General features: G+C 43.1%; 23 protein-coding genes and 1 pseudogene. 17 read left to right on the top strand and 7 right to left on the bottom strand.

The genetic code is table 11. From position 1 onward, the window contains the following. Positions 1-153: 153 nt before the first annotated feature. The 12 genes from nrdD (at position 154) to ACXABW_RS17460 (ending at position 10,873) form a co-directional block, all read left to right on the top strand. Positions 154-2,274: an anaerobic ribonucleoside-triphosphate reductase gene (nrdD, locus tag ACXABW_RS17515; RefSeq protein ID WP_457527216.1), complete on the top strand. Its 2,121-nt coding sequence runs from the start codon at positions 154-156 to the stop codon at positions 2,272-2,274. A 51-nt stretch (positions 2,275-2,325) separates the two neighbouring features. Beyond that, positions 2,326-2,796, top strand: coding sequence for an anaerobic ribonucleoside-triphosphate reductase-activating protein (nrdG, locus tag ACXABW_RS17510; RefSeq protein ID WP_457526557.1), 471 nt, complete (start codon positions 2,326-2,328; stop codon positions 2,794-2,796). Between the two features lie 337 nt (positions 2,797-3,133). Then, a complete protein-coding gene (locus ACXABW_RS17505) occupies positions 3,134-3,565 on the top strand; it encodes a hypothetical protein (protein ID WP_334423463.1) in 432 nt (143 codons plus the stop codon). Between the two features lie 159 nt (positions 3,566-3,724). Then, a complete protein-coding gene (locus tag ACXABW_RS17500; protein ID WP_457526556.1) occupies positions 3,725-4,348 on the top strand; it encodes a hypothetical protein in 624 nt (207 codons plus the stop codon). A gap of 142 nt (positions 4,349-4,490) precedes the next feature. Further along, on the top strand, positions 4,491-4,805 hold the full coding sequence (locus tag ACXABW_RS17495; RefSeq protein WP_457526554.1) for a DUF6693 family protein: 315 nt from the start codon (positions 4,491-4,493) through the stop codon (positions 4,803-4,805). 151 nt (positions 4,806-4,956) lie between these two features. After that, positions 4,957-5,568 (top strand): hypothetical protein, encoded by a 612-nt coding sequence (locus tag ACXABW_RS17490; protein WP_457526552.1) that lies wholly within the window; start codon positions 4,957-4,959, stop codon positions 5,566-5,568. A 209-nt stretch (positions 5,569-5,777) separates the two neighbouring features. Further along, complete coding sequence (locus ACXABW_RS17485; protein ID WP_193272084.1) at positions 5,778-6,662, top strand: hypothetical protein; 885 nt, start codon at positions 5,778-5,780, stop codon at positions 6,660-6,662. Then, complete coding sequence (locus ACXABW_RS17480; protein WP_193272083.1) at positions 6,652-7,068, top strand: hypothetical protein; 417 nt, start codon at positions 6,652-6,654, stop codon at positions 7,066-7,068. The genes ACXABW_RS17485 and ACXABW_RS17480 overlap by 11 nt, the downstream gene beginning before the upstream one ends. Before the next feature lie 104 nt (positions 7,069-7,172). Then, complete coding sequence (locus ACXABW_RS17475) at positions 7,173-8,315, top strand: DUF3800 domain-containing protein (RefSeq protein WP_457526550.1); 1,143 nt, start codon at positions 7,173-7,175, stop codon at positions 8,313-8,315. 164 nt (positions 8,316-8,479) lie between these two features. After that, on the top strand, positions 8,480-8,929 hold the full coding sequence (locus ACXABW_RS17470) for a hypothetical protein (protein WP_457526549.1): 450 nt from the start codon (positions 8,480-8,482) through the stop codon (positions 8,927-8,929). A 197-nt stretch (positions 8,930-9,126) separates the two neighbouring features. Beyond that, a complete protein-coding gene (locus tag ACXABW_RS17465; protein WP_457526547.1) occupies positions 9,127-9,525 on the top strand; it encodes a hypothetical protein in 399 nt (132 codons plus the stop codon). A gap of 271 nt (positions 9,526-9,796) precedes the next feature. Beyond that, a complete protein-coding gene (locus ACXABW_RS17460; RefSeq protein WP_457526545.1) occupies positions 9,797-10,873 on the top strand; it encodes a hypothetical protein in 1,077 nt (358 codons plus the stop codon). A 346-nt stretch (positions 10,874-11,219) separates the two neighbouring features. Here the strand turns inward: ACXABW_RS17460 and ACXABW_RS17455 are convergent, their stop codons facing one another. From ACXABW_RS17455 to ACXABW_RS17445, 3 genes and pseudogenes are all read right to left on the bottom strand, one after another. Beyond that, on the bottom strand, positions 11,220-11,891 hold the full coding sequence (locus tag ACXABW_RS17455) for an IS110 family RNA-guided transposase (RefSeq protein WP_457527214.1): 672 nt from the start codon (positions 11,889-11,891) through the stop codon (positions 11,220-11,222). Position 11,892: 1 nt separating this feature from the next. Further along, positions 11,893-12,191, bottom strand: a pseudogene (locus tag ACXABW_RS17450) (type II toxin-antitoxin system RelE/ParE family toxin). A gap of 8 nt (positions 12,192-12,199) precedes the next feature. Next, the gene (locus tag ACXABW_RS17445) at positions 12,200-12,442 is read right to left on the bottom strand and encodes a type II toxin-antitoxin system Phd/YefM family antitoxin (RefSeq protein ID WP_457526543.1); all 243 of its coding nucleotides are present in this window, start codon (positions 12,440-12,442) and stop codon (positions 12,200-12,202) included. Between the two features lie 189 nt (positions 12,443-12,631). Between ACXABW_RS17445 and ACXABW_RS17440 the strand changes: the two genes are divergently transcribed. From ACXABW_RS17440 to ACXABW_RS17425, 4 genes are all read left to right on the top strand, one after another. After that, the gene (locus ACXABW_RS17440; RefSeq protein ID WP_457526541.1) at positions 12,632-12,889 is read left to right on the top strand and encodes a type II toxin-antitoxin system Phd/YefM family antitoxin; all 258 of its coding nucleotides are present in this window, start codon (positions 12,632-12,634) and stop codon (positions 12,887-12,889) included. Beyond that, positions 12,877-13,179 (top strand): type II toxin-antitoxin system RelE/ParE family toxin, encoded by a 303-nt coding sequence (locus ACXABW_RS17435; RefSeq protein WP_457526539.1) that lies wholly within the window; start codon positions 12,877-12,879, stop codon positions 13,177-13,179. Before ACXABW_RS17440 ends, ACXABW_RS17435 begins: the two co-directional genes overlap by 13 nt. A 234-nt stretch (positions 13,180-13,413) precedes the next feature. Then, entirely contained in the window at positions 13,414-14,598 is a 1,185-nt protein-coding gene (locus tag ACXABW_RS17430) for an amino acid aminotransferase (RefSeq protein WP_457526537.1), read from the top strand. Between the two features lie 21 nt (positions 14,599-14,619). Next, positions 14,620-15,279, top strand: a complete 660-nt coding sequence (locus ACXABW_RS17425) for an ATP-dependent zinc protease family protein (protein ID WP_265686353.1) — start codon at positions 14,620-14,622, stop codon at positions 15,277-15,279. A gap of 82 nt (positions 15,280-15,361) precedes the next feature. On the opposite strand, the gene ACXABW_RS17420 is transcribed toward ACXABW_RS17425, so the two are convergent. Continuing rightward, entirely contained in the window at positions 15,362-15,547 is a 186-nt protein-coding gene (locus ACXABW_RS17420) for a hypothetical protein (protein WP_252031010.1), read from the bottom strand. 272 nt (positions 15,548-15,819) lie between these two features. On the opposite strand from ACXABW_RS17420, the gene ACXABW_RS17415 reads away from it, so the two are divergent. Further along, positions 15,820-16,713, top strand: coding sequence for a LysR family transcriptional regulator (locus tag ACXABW_RS17415; protein WP_457526535.1), 894 nt, complete (start codon positions 15,820-15,822; stop codon positions 16,711-16,713). On the opposite strand, the gene ACXABW_RS17410 is transcribed toward ACXABW_RS17415, so the two are convergent. From ACXABW_RS17410 to ACXABW_RS17400, 3 genes are all read right to left on the bottom strand, one after another. After that, positions 16,710-18,230: an AbgT family transporter gene (locus tag ACXABW_RS17410; protein WP_457526533.1), complete on the bottom strand. Its 1,521-nt coding sequence runs from the start codon at positions 18,228-18,230 to the stop codon at positions 16,710-16,712. The genes ACXABW_RS17415 and ACXABW_RS17410 overlap by 4 nt on opposite strands. A 42-nt stretch (positions 18,231-18,272) precedes the next feature. Continuing rightward, on the bottom strand, positions 18,273-19,448 hold the full coding sequence (locus ACXABW_RS17405; RefSeq protein WP_457526531.1) for a M20 aminoacylase family protein: 1,176 nt from the start codon (positions 19,446-19,448) through the stop codon (positions 18,273-18,275). A gap of 146 nt (positions 19,449-19,594) precedes the next feature. After that, positions 19,595-22,063, bottom strand: coding sequence for a diguanylate cyclase (locus ACXABW_RS17400; protein ID WP_457526529.1), 2,469 nt, complete (start codon positions 22,061-22,063; stop codon positions 19,595-19,597). Positions 22,064-22,293: the final 230 nt, after the last annotated feature.

The following is a 22,293-nucleotide window of genomic DNA, read 5'->3' as shown; positions in this document are numbered from 1 at the left end:
CAGCTTCCAGTTTTTGTTGATCCAAATCAATACTTTTTGATAGTGCTTCCCGTTAAATACCGCCACAACATATAGTGTCAGTCTAATAAAAAATCGCCCTATATAGTGTGTTTGTGGATAACTCTGTGAGTATGCTAAGGGTAAGGAGAAATGGTGAAACCAATCGTAATCAAACGTGACGGCTCAAGAGCTCCGTTCAGCAGGGATCGTATTCAAGCAGCAGTGGAAAGCGCAGCGGACAATGTGACAAGCGAAGTCGCAATTCATGCGTTGAACGTTGCATTAGCAGTCGAGCTGCAGCTAAAAGACTACGATGAAGTCCACATTTCAGAAATCCAAACCCTAGTCGAAAATGAGCTAATGCAAGGCCCATATAAGGCACTCGCACGCTCGTACATCGAATACCGCCACGACCGCGATATCGCCCGTGAAAAACAAAGCGCGTTAACTCGTGAAATCGAGGGTTTAATCGAAGAGAGCAACGTTGACCTAATCAACGAGAACGCAAACAAAGATGGCAAAGTGATCCCAACGCAGCGTGACTTATTAGCGGGTATTGTCGCTAAGCACTACGCTAAAACGCACATTCTTCCTCGTGACGTAGTGCAGGCACATGAAGAAGGGGACATTCACTACCACGATTTAGACTACGCACCGTTCTTCCCAATGTTTAACTGTATGCTTATCGATCTTAAAGGCATGTTAACGCATGGTTTTAAAATGGGTAACGCAGAAATTGATACGCCGAAATCCATCTCTACTGCGACAGCGGTTACTGCGCAAATCATCGCGCAAGTGGCGAGCCACATATACGGCGGTACTACCATTAACCGTATCGACGAAGTGTTAGAGCCGTATGTAGACGCGAGCTATGAAAAACACTTAGCGATTGCAAAAGAGTGGGACATTCCAGATCCACAAGCGTTTGCAACTTCGCGTACCGAGAAAGAGTGTTACGACGCATTCCAATCGCTCGAGTATGAAGTAAACACACTGCATACTGCGAACGGCCAAACGCCATTTGTTACGTTTGGCTTCGGTTTGGGTACGAGCTGGGCATCGAAACTGATTCAGCAATCAATTTTGAAAAACCGCATTGCGGGGTTAGGCAAAAACCGCAAAACAGCGGTATTCCCTAAACTGGTTTTCGCGATCAAAGATGGTTTGAACCACAAGCAAGAAGATCCAAACTACGACATCAAACAGTTGGCACTTGAGTGTGCATCTAAGCGTATGTACCCAGATATCTTGAACTACGACAAAGTGGTTGAAGTCACCGGTTCATTCAAAACGCCGATGGGTTGCCGTAGCTTCCTAAATACTTATGAAGAAAATGGCGAACTGATCCACGAAGGCCGTAACAACTTAGGTGTAGTGAGCCTAAACCTGCCGCGTATTGCACTAAAAGCGGGTGGCGATGAGAAAGCATTCTACCAATTGCTAGATGAAAAACTGGTGGTGGCGCGCCGCGCACTAGAAACGCGCATTAGCCGTTTAGAAAACGTGAAAGCACGCGTTGCGCCAATCCTATACATGGAAGGGGCGTGTGGTGTTCGCTTGAATGCCAATGACTCTATCGCCGATATCTTTAAGAACGGCCGTGCATCGATCTCTTTGGGCTACATTGGTATTCACGAAACCATTACTGCACTGTTTGGCCATGAAGACCATGTGTACGACATTGAAGAACTGCGCCAAAAAGCGCTGGATATTGTTAAGCACCTAAAAGACAAAGTGAACCAATGGGCGGAAGAAACAGGTTACGCGTTTAGCCTATACGGTACGCCAAGTGAAAACTTGTGTAGCCGTTTCTGCCGAATCGACACTAAAGAGTTTGGTGTGATTGAAGGCGTAACGGATCGTGGTTACTACACCAACAGCTTCCACCTAGATGTGCAGAAGAAAGTAAACCCGTACGATAAGATCGACTTTGAAATGCCGTACCCGCCGATCTCTAGCGGTGGCTTCATCTGTTATGGTGAGTTCCCGAACATGCAGCAGAACATTGAAGCGCTAGAAAACGTGTGGGACTACAGCTATACACGAGTGCCTTACTACGGCACAAATACACCAATCGATGAGTGTTACGAGTGTGGCTACAACGGCGAGTTCGACTGTACCAGTAAGGGCTTTACTTGCCCTAAGTGTGGCAATCACGACTCAACTAAAGTGTCGGTAACACGCCGAGTATGTGGCTACCTAGGCAGCCCAGACGCACGCCCGTTTAACTTCGGTAAACAAGAAGAAGTGAAGCGCCGTGTTAAGCACCTTTAATGTGCTCGCTCGTTGTTAGTTGATTGGTTGTGATTGTAAGTAAGGTTTAAGATGAACTACCACCAGTACCATCCTGTTGATGTGGTTAACGGCCCAGGAACGCGCTGCACACTGTTTGTGTCTGGCTGCGTGCACCAATGCCGAGGCTGTTACAACCAATCGACGCAGCGTTTGGATTCTGGTCACTTGTTCACTCAAGAACTGGAAGACCACATCATTGCGGATCTTAACGACACACGTATCAAACGTAGAGGGTTGTCGCTGTCTGGCGGCGACCCAATGCATCCAGCCAATGTTGCCGATGTGCTCAAGCTTGCTAAGCGAGTAAAAGAAGAGTGCCCAGGCAAAGACATTTGGATGTGGACAGGTTACACATTGGCAGAACTAGACGGCGCACAGCGCGAACTGCTTAGCTACGTTGATACTCTAATCGACGGCAAATTCATCCAAGAAAGAGCCGACCCAAGCTTAAAATGGCGTGGTAGCGACAACCAAATTATCCATACCTTTACACTAAGCTAAACGCCAATACTCATCACGCGCTCACCAACCTGTGGCGAGCAGTTCCTAGCTTTCTAAAAGCTATTAATTGTAATTAAAACACTCTAAAACTAGCCCGCTAACCACTGGTTAAACGTCCACTTATCGCCCAAAAGTAGGGCTCGTCATGTTATACAGAAAAATTCTATATTTTGTGAGGCACACTGAAAGCAAGGTCGCATAAGTCACTGTAAAGATGGGTTAAAACGGAGTACGATAAACGAAGTGGAGATATTAGACAGAATTATTCTGTATTTAAATGCAGAATTTTTCTGTCTAATAACTGTTAACTGGCTTGGTGAGCATAAAGGAGATCATTTTGGATATTGATTACGGCTATATCAAAGAAGTGTTGGAAGAAATAAAACGGGGACAGTCACCTTATGTTCAATCAGGAGACTTGTTTAAGAAACACCTGAACGTTGATGAGAATTATTCTAAGAAGTTTGTATTTCATTGGCACTTGATTGTTGAAAATGGCTTTATATCTACCAATACAAGCTCAATTTATGATCTTAAAGAAAGCGGATTAATCCCTAGTCCTCAAAATCCAATGCACTTCATGATCAATGGCAAGCCAATTCGTTTGACGACTATCGGTGTTGAGTTTTTACAGTCTCTAAACGAGCCTAAAGTACTAGAAGTTATTCAAGACAAATTTAAGAACGAAGGCTTGTCTGCTGTGTTCGACATCTCTAAACAGTTAGCGATGAAAATACTAAATAAAAAACTGGATAGTATAGAAATATAAACAAAGCCAGTTAACAAAGCGTTTAAGACGGATTCACAACGCTTGGCAGTTTCGGTTTAAATCAGCTTTAGTGTATACGGCACAAAGGGTTAGGTTGGGTGGTCGCGTTGTTCACCACTTAACGCGGCGTTAAGTGTCTGTTTGAGTTTCGAGGTAATTATGAGTAATAAAAATAAGAACAAAGTTAAATCAGCTCGTAGGCTAAAACGTAAACTAGCTAGAAAACAAAGAAAAAACCAAGCTCATCAATTTGTAAAAATAGAGGTGCCTGTAGTTCAGCATATAAATGACTTCACCTTAGAATCATTTAAGTCGTATTACTCTCGTTGGCCAAAAAATCTAAGAAATATCCCTAAAAATATTGTTGAACAATGGGTATATAGGCATAACGAAACATTTTTAGAAATGTGGTCTGAATTAAGACCACATAAGTGGTCATTTCAAAGAAAGAATTTCTCAGTCAAAGAGTGTCTGGGCATTACGCATCTGCCAAGAGAGATTGAACATTATGAAGACGTTGGCAATCGTTACATTAGGCAGGTAAATGATCGAGATTTTTTATCAAATTACATGCTACAACATGGCAAATTTCCGCAACCTATTATTGTGGCTAGAGGGGCATCAGCAATTCTTCACCCTAAAGGCGCTCACTTAAATGAGTTCATGACTGATAATCAACTAATTGAGGGGCATCGTAGACTAGGGTTACTGAGAGCTATGTTCAAAAATGAAATGAAACTAAAGTCAAAACAAAAAGTTTGGGTTATGAGAATCAACACTTAACAAACAATTTAAGAGTGATTCCCCACGCTTGGCATTTTTGGTTTGGGTTTAGTTTAGTGTTTACGGTTTTCAATTATAGTGTCGTGGTAGCGTGGCTCACACCTTAATTGGGCGTTAGCAATACAAATAAGGAAAAAAACACATGAAACTAAAAGCAGATATAACGGTGTTAGATATTCTTGGGCATCTACTGATCTGGCTTGTTCTTTCAATTGTAACTTTTGGGATCGCTTTGTTCTTTTTCCCCTATTCATTTTGTAAGTTCATTATCAACAGAGCCTCAGTTATTGACGAGTATGGTGTCGAACGGAGGCTAAGTTGCAACATAGACCTATTTGGTGATTTGGGGCATGTGATTCTGTGGGCAATTATTTCACTTATTACGCTTGGTATTGGCTACATCTTCTACTTCTATAAAGTATGGAATTACGCCTTAAACAATACCACGGTAAACTGAGGCAATATTGCTAACAAATCGCTTAACAGGGACTCCTAACGCTTGGCCACTTTCATGCAAATCAGCCTCGGTGTTTAGGGCACAAATTTTAAGTTGGGTGGTATAGCGTTATCGCCCGTTAGCAAGGCGTTAGTTGCTTTGGAGAGTTAGATTGAGTATTAACGAAATAGTAACTTTGGTAAAAGATATTGTATTGGCCCTATGTGCAATTGGAACTTTGTCATTAGCAGTCTATGGCTTAAAAAGTTGGGCAAGAGAGCTAACAGGAAAAGCTGATTTTGAGGTTTCTAGGCAGCTAATTCGTGCCGTATATAAATTTCGAGATGAAATGGAATATTCACGGTCTCCTATGACTTTAGCTCATGAGTTTCCTTCAGATTATGACCCAACGAACAAAGAGTCTGAATACCAAGCAAAATCATGGTCATATGTGTTTTCAAATCGGTGGAAGCCAGTTGTCGAGGCAGTTCAGGAACTAGAAGCTCAAGGCTTAGAAGCCGAAGCGCTATGGGGAACGGAAATAAAACAACTTGTACAAAATTTAAGGAAAAATGCTAGATTATTGCGCGTTGGAATGCAGGCGGTGGTTGATAATGAAATGCACGAGCATGAAAACTTTACTTGTAATCCTGACTTAGCTACACAAATGAGAAATCGTGTATGGAAACCCGCTCTCGGTGACAGTGATGAGATTACTGACTCTATAAGCTTAGCTGTAGAAGAATTGGAAAACTACCTTCGTCCGCATTTGAAACGCAACTAACAAACTGCTTAAGACGGACTATCAACGCTCGGCAATTTTGGTTCTACTTTGGTAAAGTGTTTACGGCGGTTAGTTTAAGTGTCGTGAAATGCGTTGCTAGCCACTTAGCAGGGCGTTAACCCTCACTGAGCACTGTATAAATACTCAACTAATTACCTATTGTTAAATGGGATATTATACATATCTGTATGTTATTGAAGAGTAAGCAGATGTCAGAAGTACAGAGAAAAGAAAACGAACTTTGCATCAAGATTGATTTTGAAAGAAACTCCCGAAACCCTCAACGAGTGTTTAACTCGATGAGTCACCTTATATCATCGGTTGAAGAGTTTCACTCTTGCTTGCTTAGCTCTGTTTCTGCCGAAACCAAATCAAACTTTCTCCTATCCGACATTAACGAAGGCTCGATTAAATCTTGGCTATGCCCAGAAATTGAAGGCGATGTTACGGAAGATCAAAAAGGTCGTTTAACAAGCTTTCTGACGTACTGTACGGACTTAGTTATATCGTTTATCTCAGATAAAAATACGATTGAATCCTTAGATGTATTGGCAAAACTTGAAGATGAAATCGCGACAGCTGCTGAAGAATTCGATGTTGAAGAATTCCCAAATGTCTTTTCACTAGATCGCCATAGGCTATTGAAAGGTTATACTGAACTTTCCCAGTCAACATCTGGCTTGAACAGTGTCGATCAGGTTTACTTAGACTCTCAAGGCAAAATTAAGAAAATTAATAAAAAGTTCCATTTAACCAAAGAAGATGTCGAAGCTATCTTGATTGAAAAGGTAGAAAAGAACACTACAACAGAAACTTTGGTTATTAAGAAAGCTGATTTTATCGGCAAATCTATGTGGGACTTTTTACGTAAAAAGTCGACTATTTCTGCCCGAATAACACACCAAGAATGGCTGGATAAGTTTCATTCCCGTCAAGAGATCGTTGCCCCTGGTGATGGTTTATTGTGTGATCTCGTTACAACGGCTTACTTTGATAAAAGTGATAATTTGATCGACACAAAGTATGAAATCATACTCGTTCACAAGAAAGTTGACGTACTTAACGTACAGCAAGAGTTAAAATATGACAGCTAGTAAGTCCAATCAAAATGCGTGGTTAATTCTGCTTTCAGAGTATTTGTTTATTTTCTTGCCGTTTTTAGTTATCGGTATTATTAAAATTTATAAGTCTGACTTTTCAACATTCTTTCAAGCAGCCGATTGGAGTTTTGCCGCATCAATTTTGTTTGGTCAGGTGATTGTAAAACTTGTTTCGGGCTCTGTTATTCATAAAAATGCTCAGTGGCAAAGGGTCGTGGTATTACTATCGTTTATCCTAGTTCTTGGGTTAGTGCCTAGCTTGATTGTTTTAGCGTTGATACTTATTGACGGTGGTGTGTCAGAGTTCTTGGTTAGAATGCAACTTAGCCTGTTTGGCTTAGCCTCATTGGTGTTTTTTCTTGTAGGTAGTGCTGCACATACAATGATAGATGAGGGTTAACAAAGCATTTAAGAGTGATTCGCAACGTTTGGCATTTTCGCTTCGCTCAAGTATAGCCAAACGTCGCTCACACCTTAATGCGGCGTTATGCCTTAGGAGGTAAATTGAAAAATCATGCAAATGTTTATTTCGACGAATCAGGTTTCACGGGGAATAAACTGTTAGATGCTCAGCAACCTGTTTTTTGTTATGCATCTGTAATCACAGAAGACGAAGAAGCAAAGTCGCTAGTAGAGCACATAATTAAAAAGTATAAAATTCAAAATGGTGAGATAAAAGGTGGAAAGCTTGTAAAGAAAGTTAAAGGACGTCGTGCAATTGACGAGATACTTACTGCATTGCATGGAAAAATGAAAGTATCAGTATCAGATAAAAAATATGCATTAGCAGGAAAGTTTTTTGAGTATATCTTTGAGCCTTCCCTTGCTCGTATAAACTCAGTTTTCTATCAACTAGATTTTCACAAGTTTGTTAGCACTATGCTCTACATTGAACTTGTTAGTAACCAAACTGCAGCAGAAGACCTGTTCGAAGAATTTGAAGAGCTAATGCGGAGCGGTGATTTCACTAACTTGAAATTGCTGTTTGGGGGGCACACTGGTGACAGGCTTACACAAACCATGGAGTACATACTTACATTTGCTGTGAACAACAAAGCAAATGTGGAAAAAGAACTCGATGGTTATATCGGTGAGGGGGCTGGTAAATGGAGTTTGGATCTAACCAATACTAGCTTACATACCTTGCTGGCAGATTGGGGGCAGACCTACGACACTCTAACGGCATATTGTGACAAATCTAAACCTCTAGAGTCAGATCATGAGGTTCTAGATGCTATGGTTGGTAGAGAAGACAGAGTTTATTCGACATTTGGTGATCAAAGCTTCCCTATAACCTTCAACCTTACTGAACCAATCATCCTTGTTGACTCATTAGATTACGCAGGAGTTCAACTCGCAGACGCTGTAGCAGCTGCGTTTTCGTATGCATGTAATCGTGACAATCAAGATGAATTTGCTATTAAATGGCGTGGTTTAATTGAAGATGTCGTGACTTATGGAAGTGTATTCCCTGATTTTGACCATATAGATCCTAGTAGAATGGAAGCTCAACGAAATGGCATGATTCTTCAGGAGTTAGCTCGTCGTTCAGAAAATAATGAGGACTTATTGTTTGGTATTACTGATTTTGTTCAAGGTGCTACAGCATTTTTAAATAGTCCGGAATTTAAGTTGGCACAGGCATAACAAAGCATTTAAGAATGATTCGCAACGCTTGGCATTTTTGCTTCGCTCAAGTATAGCCAAGCGTTGCTCACACCTTAATGCGGCGTTAGCTTACTAAGTATCAAATTAACAATTATGAAAAAGGAGACATTTTGGTCTGGGCAATAATCACATCGGTAGCGTCATTGGCAAGCATCGTCGGGTTGGCATTTCAGCTCTATCAGCATAAAGAAAAACCCTTAACGTATGCATTGTTATCTGTTGCCTTAGTTACTTCAATTGTTTCAGGAGTTCTTTGGGCAGAGAGTAGGTCACTCGATATAGAAAACCAGAAATTAAAGGCTGCTCGCTACCAAGCCGAAATGTTGTACACAAGTTGGCCGGATCCTGATGATTTCAATTTTGTGTCTGGTGGTGAGTTTAGAGGGATCGTGCTTTCTGGTATGGCATTTTTGGAAGCTAATAGAGAGTTGTTTCCTGAAACCTATGAAACAACTAAACATTTAATGTTTACTGAACTAAAAGCATCAACCGATGATGAACCTAATTACGTAGCTAAAAGGAGCAAGTTACAAGAAGCAGCGGAAGCAATGGTTTTAACCATAAAAACGATCAGAGTGCCTCCTAGCTCGTAAGCTAACAAGGCATTTAAGAGTGATTCCCAACGCTTGGCATTTTTCATTCCATCGTTGGGTTTTGTGTTTACGGTGGTATGGTTAAGTTTCGTGGTAGCGCTGCTCACACCTTAATGCGGCGTTAGCTTGCCTGCTATTTCTCATTTACTTCGCAGCTCTAAGTGAGATAATTACGTTTTAATATCTAGAACCTTGAAATGTCTCAAAATACAGATGTTCCTGCTCTTTCTGGCGCAGCAATTGCCGGTACTGTTTCAGTTTTTATGGGTAGTGGCTCATATGGCGTTATCAGCGCTATTATTAGTTTAACGCTGATGGTGTTTCTTAAAACTTACTCGTGGCATGCTGCTGACACAAAAGAAAAGCAGGTTGTATATTCGATGGTGTTTGCATTGGTTGCATTACCATTTGTTGCAACGATTTTGGAGGCTATTTTTTATTGTAGTCCGTTTATTGGTATGGTTTGGGAGTCCTCTTGCCTTGTGGAGTTCGGCAGGCAACCAGGTACATGGGTCACCGATACTCATATAGCATTCTCATGGGTAGCCATATTCATAATAGTATTTTTGGTGCGTAGGTATCAAAAAGCTAGCTAACAAAGCATTTAAGAGTGATTCCCAACGCTTGGCATTTTTCATTCCTTCGTTGGGTTTTGTGTTTACAATGGTAATGTTAGGTTTCGTGGTAGCGTTGCTCACACCTTAATGCGGCGTTAAGTGAATCGATGACCACCTGTTGCATATTTAACGAAAATGCGATAAGGTACGCCGTGTTGATTTGGTGGTGGCGCAGTTGGGCGCAAGATTACTTTTGTAATCTGGGGAGTTCGAATCTCTCGGCCACCGCCTAAATCTCTGGAGTATCCTCATGAATTACACGGTGAATCAATCTTGGAAGATACTGCTACCGCTGAGCCATCTGTCTCCAAATTATCTTCATGAACATCAACTATTTCAACGCCAAACGGGTAAGTCATTTTTGCGAAAAATTGGCGGCGGAATGGATAAGTTTCCAATAAGCCCTGAAATATTAAGACCGACTATTGTTTTTGATAATGAAATAAATAAAGTTGCACGCGCTTTAGGCTTGAAAGGCAAAAGAATGCCTTACGAAACAGCTAATGGAACATTAAATGTAAATATCCATTATTATTTTGAAAAATATATAGTCTTAGATGTGGTTTTCAAGCAGAGGATATCTTTTGGAGATATTTCTCTTCTACAAAAGTCTCGATTAAGCAGCTACCCAGAAATTGAGAGCTTAGTGCTTGCTATCGCTGGTCTCATTGTTTCAGGGAATCAACAGTCATACTCGCCTCTAACTTCTATTCCTACTATAAGGTGTTTTAGCATTCAAAGTCTTGATGATAATCAGTTTTCAAATATGGAGCTAGTTGAAGCTTTAACGGGTCATATTGAACCAACTCAACGAATTATTGACGATGTTTTGGCTAGGAATAGTGGGCATCAGACTAGTGGTCCCATAATTACATTGATCGATAAGCAAGGTGTTATTCAATTTATTCCTAATAAGCCTAAATTGACCAAGGATGCACTGCAAAAATATTCTAGCTGTTGTAACTTACTGGAGCTAATGCTTGTCATAGAACAATCTATTAAAGATGGTCATTTAGATTCAAATAATGTGTTCCTATCAGCACTCAAGAGTTTGGTTGAAAAACCTGAAGATATAGTGAAAAGCTATACTGCCCAAAGAACAATAAAGCAATATTCCAAAGACTTTCACCTTGAAAGCCGATTGTCTGATTTAACTAAAAAAATCGAGCTAGCTTCGTCAGTTTTGATATCAGAAAAGAAAACTCTGAGGAGAGGCTGGGACGAGTTTTATGCATCAAATGATTTTTTCCAAGTTTTGTTTACTGCTTTAGTTGCTGGGCTGGTTACTGGTTTCGGCATATTGTGGGCATTCTTAAAAGGGCTCTGAATTCACTTAACAAAGCATTTAAGAGTGATTCGCAACGCTTGGCATTTTTGCTATGCGTTGCGTTTTGTGTTTTAAGTGGTATGCGGGAGCTTCAGTATGACGTTGCTCACATATATGGTCTCCCCCTGTTTTGCAAGTCAGTAGCGTGATTAAAAGCGCAGGTTAACTTCCATATATACGGCCTGTTTTAACGGTTATTGCCTTGGCCAAGATGAGGAAGTCGAACACGAAGTCCTAATCACCTTATCGACTTTAAAAGCCAGAGTGAGCAGAAGGTTTTCAACGTGTAGTATTTCTCCTGTTATTCATCTCACTACGTACTTTGCAAAGGGTGGTGTTTGCTGTTTTATGTTGGTTGGTACTCTTCGTTTTTTGTTGTGACGGCCCATGCTATCCGCATGAGTTTGTTCGCGAGTGCGACCGCAGCGCGGTTGGGTCCTCGTCGTTCTTGTAAATCAAGCATCCATTTACTGAGTTTGTCGGATTTAAACTTGGCTCGTCTCAAGGCGGCCCTCGCTCCATGCACAAGTAAGGACCGAATGTAAGTATTACCGCGTTTCGTAATACCGAGAAGCATCACATTGCCACCCGTTGTATCTTGCCTTGGAACAAGCCCCATCGCAGCGGATGCATCTCTGCCCGTTTTAAACTGTTGCCCTGAACCAAGCCATACCGCAACAGCTTGGCTAGTGAGTGGCCCAAAGCCAGGAATAGACATCAATCGCTTGGCATTATCGAATTGTTTGATGGTTTGGTTGAGCTTGTCTTCAAACCACTGGATTTGTTCATCGATATATAGATAGCGTTCGTACTGGCGTGACAGAAGTTCTCGCAATATGGGCGATAGCTGATTTTCGGCGTCCTCTAGCACTTGGGGAATAGTTTGTCTGAACGAGGGTTTCCCTTTGGGAAGAACAATACCGTATTCGGCAATAAGGCCTCGAACTTGATTAATCAAACGGGTTCTTTCCGTTACGCATAATCTACGCACCCTAACTGTGATTGTTAGGGTGTGAATATTATTTCAAATGATTCTGAGGCAGTTGCGATTGACCAAGACAGCAACGATCAGAATAAAGCCGTCTTCTTTGGTAAAGTAGGCAGTGTGCTTACCAACAGGGAAGTAGAAGCCACCAAGGTACAACTCATCACAGTTTCTTCCAACTGCTGGATTGTCAGCGAGCATTTGAAAAGCAGTTAGTAGGTTGTCTCTATAGCTATTCCATTGGAGTTCAGAAAAGTTCGTAACGGTGTAGCTTTTAATTTTGCGTAAATGGCTTTGTGCTAATTTGCTTAGCTTATATTTGTTCGTTTGCATACTCTAAGTTACAGACTCTTCAAGAATGTGTCGCCATCAACGGCATTACCTTGTGCTAGGTCTTCGTTTGCTACCTCAAAGCAATGTTTAATGTAATCAGCTTTCATGGCTTCAAGTTCTTCGTAGTCCTGAATAGACATAACAACGACAGCATCTTTGTTGTTTTTGCTAATTTTTACAGGCTCTCGTTGAGCACTAAGAAGTAGTTCGCCAAAATTACGTTTAGCGTCATTTGCTGTTAATGTATGCATGTTAAAGGTCCAAACTTGAGTTGCTAGTAAGAATATAATCGTTTGTGCGAAATGTTCAATTTAATTAAATCGTGCGATTTGTGTGAAGGTTAAACTAGCAATTCTTAGCAAGGCGTTAGCCGTCATGGAGCTTGATATGCTCAAAGTGATAGAATAGTATCACTTTAGTATTCCTTTGGAGCAGCTCTCATGAAAGTAGAACTAGTTACATCACTCAAACGTCAAGCAACTAAGATCCTCGCCGATCTCCACGACACCAAAGAGCCAGTGTTAATTACTGAGCATGGTAAGCCATCCGCTTATCTCGTTGATGTTGATGACTACGAGTTTATGCAAAATCGTTTAGCTATTCTTGAGGGTATTGCACGAGGTGAGCGTGCGCTAGCTGACGGTAAAATGATAAGCCATGATGAAGCCAAGGACAAAATGTCAAAATGGCTAAAATAATCTGGACTGAACCAGCGTTATCTGACCTCAACGATATCGCTGAATACATCGCACTTGAAAATATCGTAGCTGCAAAGCAGTTAGTGCAAACGATCTTCTCCAAAGTCGAACGCCTACAAACTTTCCCTGAGTCAGGTCGTATTCCACCCGAGCTAGAACATCTAAGTTATCGTGAAATTGTCGCTAATCCATGTCGTATTTTCTATAAACAAGATGGTGACAAAGTGTTTATTCTGTTTGTTATGCGTGTAGAGAGAGATTTGCGTAAGTTCCTGTTGAGTAAGCAGTAACCTTTGGAAATGAGCGGCTAACATGAGACTATAGCGTCGATTGCTTATGCTTTCATTCGGCATGGCGCCATGACTCAATATCGAGTGCTATTTGTTCAACGCACCACCCCCAAACCATTCATCACTTTACTCAATTCTAATTTTGACCATCGATTACCAAATTTATCTTCGATTTTTTCACATCTAGTGTTAACTTGAACGCCATTACTTGAATTTCAAAGGGTTGTGACTTTCATGTTCTCACACTTACCAACACCAACACTGGATCCTATTCTTTCTCTTTCTGTTGCTTACCGTAACGATTCTCGCGAAAACAAAGTCGATTTAGGGATTGGCGTATACAAAGATAGCCAAGGCCAAACGCCGGTTATGAAAGCGGTTCAAATGGCGCAAGATGTTGTCGTTGAAACGCAAAAAACAAAGGCGTATGTAGGCCTTGCTGGCTGTGAAGAATTCAACCAAGGCATGGTTGATTTGCTTCTCGATGGCACTTCAGCAACCGACCGTGTTGCCGCTATACAAACACCAGGTGCGAGTGGAGCACTGCGCATGCTGGGCGATTTAATGAAAGTCGCACAACCAGATACCACGGTTTGGATTTCAAACCCAAGCTACGTTAACCACCAGCCTGTGATGGAAGCGGCTGGCCTAAAAGTGAAAAAGTACACTTACTTTAGCCCAGCGACAAAACAGGTCGATACCGCAAGAATGCTAGAAGAACTGTCACTAGCAGGCCCTAACGATGTGGTATTGCTTCACGGCTGTTGTCATAACCCAACAGGGGCAGACATCGATTTCGCCGCATGGCAAGAAATCACGAAACTGGCTCAGAAGAATGGTTTCACACCGTTTGTCGACATTGCTTACCAAGGCTTTGGTGATGGGCTAGAAGAAGACGCGAAAGGCCTGAAGTTTATGGCTGATAACGTTGAAGAAATGCTGATTACTACGTCATGTTCAAAGAACTTTGGTTTGTACCGTGAGCGTACTGGCGCAGCGATTGTAGTGGGTAAAAACGTACAAGATGTGGCTAACGCGAAAGGTAAGCTGCTTACCCTTGCTCGCGCTACTTATACTATGCCACCTGATCACGGTGCGGCTTTGGTGAAAACCATTCTGCAAGACCAAGAGCTAACGCGCGTTTGGAAACAAGAATTGAGCGAAATGCAGCAGCGTTTGCTTAACCTGCGTCAAACATTGTGTAACGATTTGAGAAATACGCACAAAACGTCACAGTTCGACTTTATCGAAAGTCACAAAGGCATGTTTACTGTGCTAGGCTTTACACAAGAACAAATGGCGCAACTACGTGAAGAATATGGAATTTATGGCGTTGGCGATGGCCGAATCAACATCGCTGGCCTGTCTGAACAGCACATTCCTTACGTTGCAGAAGCCATCGTAAAAGTAGCAAAATAATAAGTTTGACTGGGTGATTATATGAATAAACCATGGAAAGTATTGCTTCCGTTAATGTTAAGTGGTGGTTTGGTAGCCTGTTCGACAACTGGGCAAGCGCCAACAGAGCCTCAAGACAAGCCACAGATTGAAGAACCACAGGTAGAAACACCGGAAACTAAGCCTGAAGTCAAACCAGAAGAGAAGCCGGAAGTTAAGCCAGAGCCTAAACCTGAGCCGAAGCCAAAACCAAAGCCTCAGCCGACCAAAACTGAAGACGGCAAACTGATTCTGGGTGAGGAAGAGTGGGTTTTCATTCCGGGTTTAAAACAAAGCTTCAAAGCGCGTATCGATACCGGTGCGACAACATCTTCAATCAGTGCGACAGAAATCGTTCCGTTTGAGCGTGATGGAAAAGATTGGGTTAAGTTCAAGATTGATCACGACGGCAAGCAGAGCAAAGAAATCGCTCTACCAGTTCAACGCTGGGTGAAGATTAAGCAAGCGAACAGCGACGAATCGGACAAACGCCCTGTGATTATCGCTTGGGTTCAAGTGGGTGATCTGAAAGAAAAAACAGAGTTCACACTGGCTGATCGCACGCATCTTACGTACCCACTTCTAATGGGCCGTAGCTTCTTCAACGATGTCGCGGTTGTCGATGTCAGCAAGAAGTTTGTTCAGCCTAAAATCACTAAGTAATCGTGATTTATTGATAAGAAAAAGCGCCGAAGTTCGGCGCTTTTTTGTTTCTGGCGTTCGTTTAAATTAAACGAATTGGATACTACCACTTCTGATCAAACTGAATACCGATGTCTGGCGCGTTTGGGTCGTCGTCAAACGGGTGTTCAGCCCGATCCCTTAGCATCTCAAGCTGATTTTCAAGCATATTGACAGTATCGTAGTCGCCTTCAGAGCATGCGATGTATATCTGTTGCTCCAATGCTTCAATGCTATCTCTTATACCCATAAACCACCTCCTAGTTGCATACCAGTGGTACGAATCGCTGGTATTAGCTAGTTGCACGGTTCTACTTATTCTAGAACTAGGATAGTGCATGTCTGAAGATTATTCATAACGAATTATTTGTTATTTTGTTCTGATAATTTCAGTGAATGTAAATAAAAATATCGCCTATTGATAGATATCGCAGTTTATCAATATTTTACGATAGCGTGACAAATCCAAAGGGTGGGGCTTTACCATCCAGAAAAATCAACAAATGGAATGTGTGGTTCAGGATGAACATTACCTATCGTCAATTGAAAGCGTTTGTCGCGCTGGCGGATACGCAAAGTTATACGTTGGCTGCTGAAAAAGTCCATGTTACCCAATCGGCATTAAGCCAGATGGTCAGAAAGCTATCGACTCAAGTTTCTTGCGAGCTGGTGGAGCAAAGAAACCGACAAGTGGTATTAACCGAAGCAGGGGCTTCGTTTTATCTTGAAGCCAGCATGATCGTGAATCGATTAGACAAATGGGAACAAGACAACAAAGCGCGCATGCAAGGGAAGCACGAGACGCTAGTGATTTCATCGCTTTATTCAATGTGTGCTTCTTTGGTCCCGCAAACTATTCATAGCTTAAAAGAACAGAACCCGTTGTTCTCTTTCCGCTTGATTGAGGAGAGGGTAGACGACATCAACAGCTCTGTTTTAGATGGACGAGCAGACATTGGCCTAGGCACGCCACCTAACAATCCACAGTTGAATTTCGAGCCTCTGTTTAGGGACCACCTATGTTTTGCATGTAAGGCAGGGCATCCGCTTACCAAGTTAAAAGAGGTGAGTTGGCAGCAGGCTCATATGTATGCGTCGATCGGTATTAGCCCGGGGAACAGCCTACGAATTCTGGCGGACCAAGCTTTTATGAATGCAGGCTTAGCGTATGATCCGGAAGTGTGCGTGTCTCATACTTCAACGCTGCTTGGAATGATTGAAAGCGGGTTAGGCTCGTCGATTCTCTCTTCCACCATCGCGCAGCTGCATGCCAATGAGCAACTTAAATTCATCCCGATTGTCAGGCCGGTTCAATACCGCTCGATTGGCATCATTACCAAAAAAGAAACTCATCGGCAGATTACCGATGAGTTCATTTCAGGGTTGAAGAAGAAAGTTGTTTCGCTAGCGAATTAAATTGGCCCCACAGGCAAACCCGTTAACGTAAAGAGCAAGAACATTCCGCCCCATACCGTGAATAAGATAGCGGCGTAAGGAATCATCATGGCTAAGAAAGTGCCAAACTTAACGTTCGAGTTGTATTTGGCGATTAAGGCCAAAACCATTGGAATATAAGGGTTTGTCGGCGAAATGATGTTGGTGGTCGAATCCGCAATACGGTAGGCCATTTGTGTGTATTCTGGAGAGATGTCCAGCAACATAAACAGCGGAATAAACACTGGCGCCATGATGGCCCACTGAGCAGAACCGCTAAAGACGATAAGGTTCATTACCCCTGCTAATAGCATAAACGTCGCAAGCATCAACAGCTTTGGCATTTGAATATGAGACAGCGTTTCAGCACCATTCACCGCCACGTAAACCGCTAAGTTCGACCAGTTAAACCAAGCGATAAACTGTGCGATAACAAACACTAATACAATGTAACCCCCAATACCATTGAGCGAACGTGCCATTAGCTCGGGAACGTCACTTGGTTTGGTGATCACTTTGGCTTTAATCCCATAGACGATAGCGTTAAGAATAAAGAACGCCATGATGATTGGAATGATTCCAGACAAGAATGGAGAAGGCACTAACCCTCCATCTTCGTTACGCAGAGGCGAGCTTTCAGGTGCGATGAGTGCAATACACACGCCAATGAACAGCACGGACGCAATGCCAGACCACTTCAACGCTGATCTTTGTTCTTCACTCACCTGATACTTCTCAGACTCTTCGGTGTTTTGGTTCGATTCTGAGATTTGTTTGTCGAACTTAGGTTCTATGTATTTGTCGGTGATAATGGTTCCGGTAATCACCAAGAGCGGCACACTGATCAGCATGAAGTACCAGTTTGCAGCAGGGCTGACTTCAGTCGGCGCAATAATGCTCGCCGCTTCAGTAGATATTCCGGAAAGCAGAACATCTGTACCTGCAATAAATACGTTTGCGGTGAACCCAGCCGCGACAGCAACAAACCCCGCAGCAATGCCCACAACAGGGTTGCGGTTCGTTGCCGAGAAAATTATCCCTGCGAGCGGCGGCACCAAAATGAATGCCGCATCTGACGCTAAGTTGCCGATAATACCGGTGATGAAAATGGATGCCGTGACAAACTTTTTCGGAGCGTTTAACAGAGATTGTTTGATTGCTGAATCAGCCAATCCCACTTCCTGTACCAAACCCACCGCAAGCATCATCGATAGCACCAAACCTAATGGCTTAAATGCGATGAAGTTGCCTATCGCGGAATTGAGCATGTATACCAATCCATCTCCACTCAATAGGTTTTTGACTGCGACCTCGTCTTGAGTGAGAGGGTGGATTACGCTTCCTCCAAACTTAGCGACAATCCATGACAGAGCCATAATCGCCAAACAGAGAAAGATGAACATATAGAATGGGTGGGGAATTTTGTCTCCAAATTTCTCGATCTTATTGATGATTGGAGTGCCGCTCTTTGTGTAGTTGTCCTTAATAACCTGAGTCATATTGGCATCCTTTGACAATAGTTTCCTAGTTTAGCTCGCTGATTACTGTTGATTGACCAGTGATATGAAGTAGGCGGCACCAATGGGAAGAATGGTGTTGTTAAAATCGTAATTTTTATGGTGAAGGCCGATGTTTTTGCCATCCTCACTTACGCCGTTACCGATAAACCCATAGCACCCCGGTACGTGTTGCAGGAACATGGAAAAATCTTCACTGGCAAGCAGGGCTTCGCATTGGCTGTCAACCTCTGGGCTTGTATGTGAAATCGCTCGCGCTGCTTGTACGGCAAGCTCTGTTTGAGTTTCAGTGTTAACCGTTGGCGGGTGAGAAACCGGACCTAAATGAAATTCTGCTTCCATCCCATAGGCTTTGGCCGTGTGCACTACCAGAGTGTTTAGCTGCTCAACCAGTCGATCGCGAACCTGTACCGACAAGGTTCTAAACGTGCCGCTCATTTCGGCCACATCTGCAATGGCGTTGGTTGTTTCTCCACAATGCAACTGCGTGACAGAGACAACCACTGGCTCAAACGGGCTGGTGGTTCGGCTGACTAACGCTTGGATGCCTTGATAAATATGGGTAGCCACAAGCAGTGGATCTTGAGTATTTTGGGGAATACCTGCATGTCCGCTTTTGCCTTTTACTTTGATAAAAAGGCGATCGGAGCTTGCCATAATCGGGCCTGATTTAAAGGCAAAGTGACCGGCAGGGATACCCGGCATGTTATGCAGGGCATAGCATTCATCGATTTGGTAATCTTCGATAACGCCGTCTTCAATCATTTTCTTCGCGCCGCCCACACCTTCTTCGGCAGGTTGGAAGATCAGCACTACTTTTCCTTTGAAATCGCGGTTCTGGGACAAGTATTTTGCCGCGTAAAGTAGCATTGTAGTGTGTCCATCGTGGCCACAGGCGTGCATTTTTCCGTCATGGCAAGAACGGTGGGCAAACTGGTTGTCTTCGTGAATAGGAAGCGCATCCATATCGGCTCGTAGGCCAATGGTTTTACCATCTCCGGCATTGCCCTGAATGGTCGCAACCACGCCGGTTTTGCCATATCCGGTACTGATGTCGGATATTCCGTATGATTCGAGTGTGGTCGCAACGAGCTGTTGAGTTTGGTGTTCTTCGAAACCGATCTCTGGGTGTTTGTGAAGTCTGTGCCTGATTTCGATCATCTCAGGTAGCCACGCTTCAAGTTGATTAACAATATTCATTACTGCTCCATTTGTTAACAATCTGTAAACATTAAATGGTACAAATGCTCGTTAACCAAGTTGGATTCGTAATAGGTGCAGTAGCGTTGTTAATAGTGAGAAGAAAGTTGCTCAAGGAAGTAATATCCCTAGTGCGGCTTAGAAAGTTATTCCATTACTTTGGACACGACTTGATTCCGCCCATTTTCTTTTGCGCTGTATAACGCGTCATCGGCGGCTTCATAGAGTTGTTCCATAGAGTAAGCGCGCATATTGGTGGTGACTAGACCGAAAGAGGCTGTGAGCACATTAGAGGCCTTGCTGTACTTATGCTCCAGTTGTAAATCTTCAATTGCCTTTCTGATCTGCTCAACAAACTTTTCAGCTTGCGATGGTGATAAACCTGAGAAAATAAGTCCGAACTCTTCCCCACCTAAACGGAAGCTGAAATCAGAGGCTCTATGACAATGGGTTTTGAGAGTATTCGCAATAGAAATAAGCTGACTATCGCCGTTATGGTGGCCGTAGTTGTCGTTGTATTGTTTGAAGTAATCCACATCTAGAATGACGAAACTGAGCCACTCTTCCGCCCGTTGAGCACGCCTGATTTCATCGGGCAGTATTTGATTGTAATGGCGTCGGTTAAAAAGCCCTGTTAAAGGATCGGTAATTGAGAGCTTTTCAATTTTGCTCTTTTCATGGCGAAGTTGCTGTTCAATCTGCTTGCGTTCTGTGACTTCATTGTTGAGCTTGAGGTTAAGGTTAGACAGCTTATGTGTCCAATAGCTCAGGAGTGCCAGCACCAGTAGGGCGGCCAATACAATTTTCCATACTAAGTTATAGTCGACGCCGTGCTCATATCGAACCGTTATCCAGCGTGAATAAATGGCTTTCTTTTCCTCTTCTGAAAGTGAATCCAATGCCTTTTGAAGAATGCTATGGAGTATCGGCCAATCATTTCGTGCCGCCATACTGAGGTCAAAGCGATACGGGGTGGCTCCTGCAACTTTCAGGTTGGTGTAGCCCTCACGTGTCATCACATAGTTGGCGGTTGCGATGTTACCGACGTAAGCGGCAACTCGACCAGTAGACACCGCCTCGAGTGCATCGGCAACGTTACGTGCTTCATAGAGGATGATTTCGGGGTGATTTTCTCGTAGCAGTTCGTTTGAGGCATACCCTTTGACCACGGCAACTTCTTTACCATTGAGTGAGTTGAGATCGGCGATGTAGTGGCGCTGTTGATTAGTGATGATTAACATCGGAAAGCTAAGGTATGGCCGCGTGAAGTTGAGGTATTCTTTACGGTTCGGTGTAATCGCCAAAGCGGGGTAAATATCGAGCTCTCTTCGTTTCGATGCTTCAACCACTTCCGACCAACTCATGTCGATACTTGGCAGCAGTTCTATTCCCAGTCGTTTGGCTATGATTTTGATGTAATCGGCCGCCATGCCTTGATATATCATGTCTTCATCAACGTATTCAAAAGGTGGCCAGTCGTTATCAATCGCAAGTCGAAGGTAAGGGTGCTGTTTGAGCCATGCGACTTCCCTGTCGGTGAGTTTGAGGATATTACTGTTTTGATAATAAGTATCGAGTAGGTAGGTGATGCTGAAGTGGTACAGCTTGCCGCTTTCATTGGCTTTGGAAAGCGCCCGAAAATCGATGCGTTGCCAGTTGTCACCAATAAAGCTTTGGAACATGCCAATACTTTGATTATTAATGGCATACATGGATGAGCTAAATTGGGTAGACTCCGCCGCGAAGTCATTACCTTTTAAATAGTCTTCGAGTAAAACCAGCCCCCACGCGGCTTCAGTGAAGTGGCCGCCGACAGAAACATACGGAACGTCACTCTTCACAACCTCTAGCGCCTCTGGTAACCAGTCTATACCGCCAAGTATGATTGAACTCTCTGGTATCGAAAGCTCTTTCATTGCTTCAAGCGCCCCAAGTGCTAATGAATCTGAGGCTGCCCAGACCATATTGATCTTTGGGTTAAGTTGGAACTGCTCTAAAAAGTGTGATTTTGCTTCTTCTCGGCTCCAGTTCGGGCCAGAGTCGACTTCGCCTACCACTGAAATGTGCGGCTGGTGGATCACATATTGGTAGAGCCCATAATTTCGCTGCTGAGCCGACACTTCTTGCATGTTCCCGTTGATGACCAGCATGTTAATGGATTCAAGTTTCTGCGCTTTGGCTTTGATCAGTAGTTGCTCTGCAAGCAGGGAGCCGGCCTTTTGGTCATTAGGCGTGACACTGCCAATCCAATATTGATATTTGGTGCGAGGAAGGAAGTCATCGGAAACAAATCCGGTATTGTAGAGGATGCTTGGGACTTTGTAGCGCTCAGCAATAGAGAGGATCTGTTCGCCAACCTGCTCATAATTCATGAACAATATGCCATCAATACCTTGTTCGCACGCCTGTTCGACCTGCTTTAACATGGCCTGAGATTGGTTATTGGCGTCATAGACTCGCAACTCAATACCGAGATCTTCAGCAGCCGCTTGTGCAAATTGTATTTGTGATTGCCAAGCCGCAGTTTCACTTCGTGGTACAAACAGTGCAATTTCTGTAGCCAAAACCTGCAATGGTAACGATAAACAAAGAAACAGAATTATTTGAGTCTTCATTGGCTCGGTTAATACGCTGGCTTTTTTCTAGTATAGCAGCGGTTTTTGAGCTTTAAGCGCTGCGTTTGGAATAGGGGGACTTTAATTGGAGAGTTGTAAAGTGGCCTATTAAGGTATTGTTATGCTGCTGGTTTCTTATTTGTTCAAAAGTGGATCAGCTACGTTGGACATAAAAAAGCCTCACTACATAAAAGCAGTGAGGCTTTGGGTTGCGTTACTAATATCCAATC

Source organism: Vibrio paucivorans, from assembly GCF_054053395.1.
Note: the sequence above shows the minus strand (reverse complement) of the source record. Positions and strands in the feature narration are given on the sequence as shown.

Coding starts and splice junctions, on each gene's coding strand:
- ACXABW_RS17435 (WP_457526539.1), top strand. CDS start 12,877: ATGGCTAAAATAATCTGGACTGAACCAGCGTTATCTGACCTCAACGAT.
- ACXABW_RS17480 (WP_193272083.1), top strand. CDS start 6,652: ATGACAGCTAGTAAGTCCAATCAAAATGCGTGGTTAATTCTGCTTTCA.
- ACXABW_RS17425 (WP_265686353.1), top strand. CDS start 14,620: ATGAATAAACCATGGAAAGTATTGCTTCCGTTAATGTTAAGTGGTGGT.
- ACXABW_RS17460 (WP_457526545.1), top strand. CDS start 9,797: ATGAATTACACGGTGAATCAATCTTGGAAGATACTGCTACCGCTGAGC.
- ACXABW_RS17465 (WP_457526547.1), top strand. CDS start 9,127: ATGTCTCAAAATACAGATGTTCCTGCTCTTTCTGGCGCAGCAATTGCC.
- ACXABW_RS17405 (WP_457526531.1), bottom strand. CDS start 19,448: ATGAATATTGTTAATCAACTTGAAGCGTGGCTACCTGAGATGATCGAA.
- ACXABW_RS17500 (WP_457526556.1), top strand. CDS start 3,725: ATGAGTAATAAAAATAAGAACAAAGTTAAATCAGCTCGTAGGCTAAAA.
- ACXABW_RS17430 (WP_457526537.1), top strand. CDS start 13,414: ATGTTCTCACACTTACCAACACCAACACTGGATCCTATTCTTTCTCTT.
- ACXABW_RS17410 (WP_457526533.1), bottom strand. CDS start 18,230: ATGACTCAGGTTATTAAGGACAACTACACAAAGAGCGGCACTCCAATC.
- ACXABW_RS17420 (WP_252031010.1), bottom strand. CDS start 15,547: ATGGGTATAAGAGATAGCATTGAAGCATTGGAGCAACAGATATACATC.
- ACXABW_RS17440 (WP_457526541.1), top strand. CDS start 12,632: ATGAAAGTAGAACTAGTTACATCACTCAAACGTCAAGCAACTAAGATC.
- ACXABW_RS17485 (WP_193272084.1), top strand. CDS start 5,778: ATGTCAGAAGTACAGAGAAAAGAAAACGAACTTTGCATCAAGATTGAT.
- nrdG (WP_457526557.1), top strand. CDS start 2,326: ATGAACTACCACCAGTACCATCCTGTTGATGTGGTTAACGGCCCAGGA.
- ACXABW_RS17445 (WP_457526543.1), bottom strand. CDS start 12,442: ATGCATACATTAACAGCAAATGACGCTAAACGTAATTTTGGCGAACTA.
- ACXABW_RS17400 (WP_457526529.1), bottom strand. CDS start 22,063: ATGAAGACTCAAATAATTCTGTTTCTTTGTTTATCGTTACCATTGCAG.
- ACXABW_RS17495 (WP_457526554.1), top strand. CDS start 4,491: ATGAAACTAAAAGCAGATATAACGGTGTTAGATATTCTTGGGCATCTA.
- ACXABW_RS17415 (WP_457526535.1), top strand. CDS start 15,820: ATGAACATTACCTATCGTCAATTGAAAGCGTTTGTCGCGCTGGCGGAT.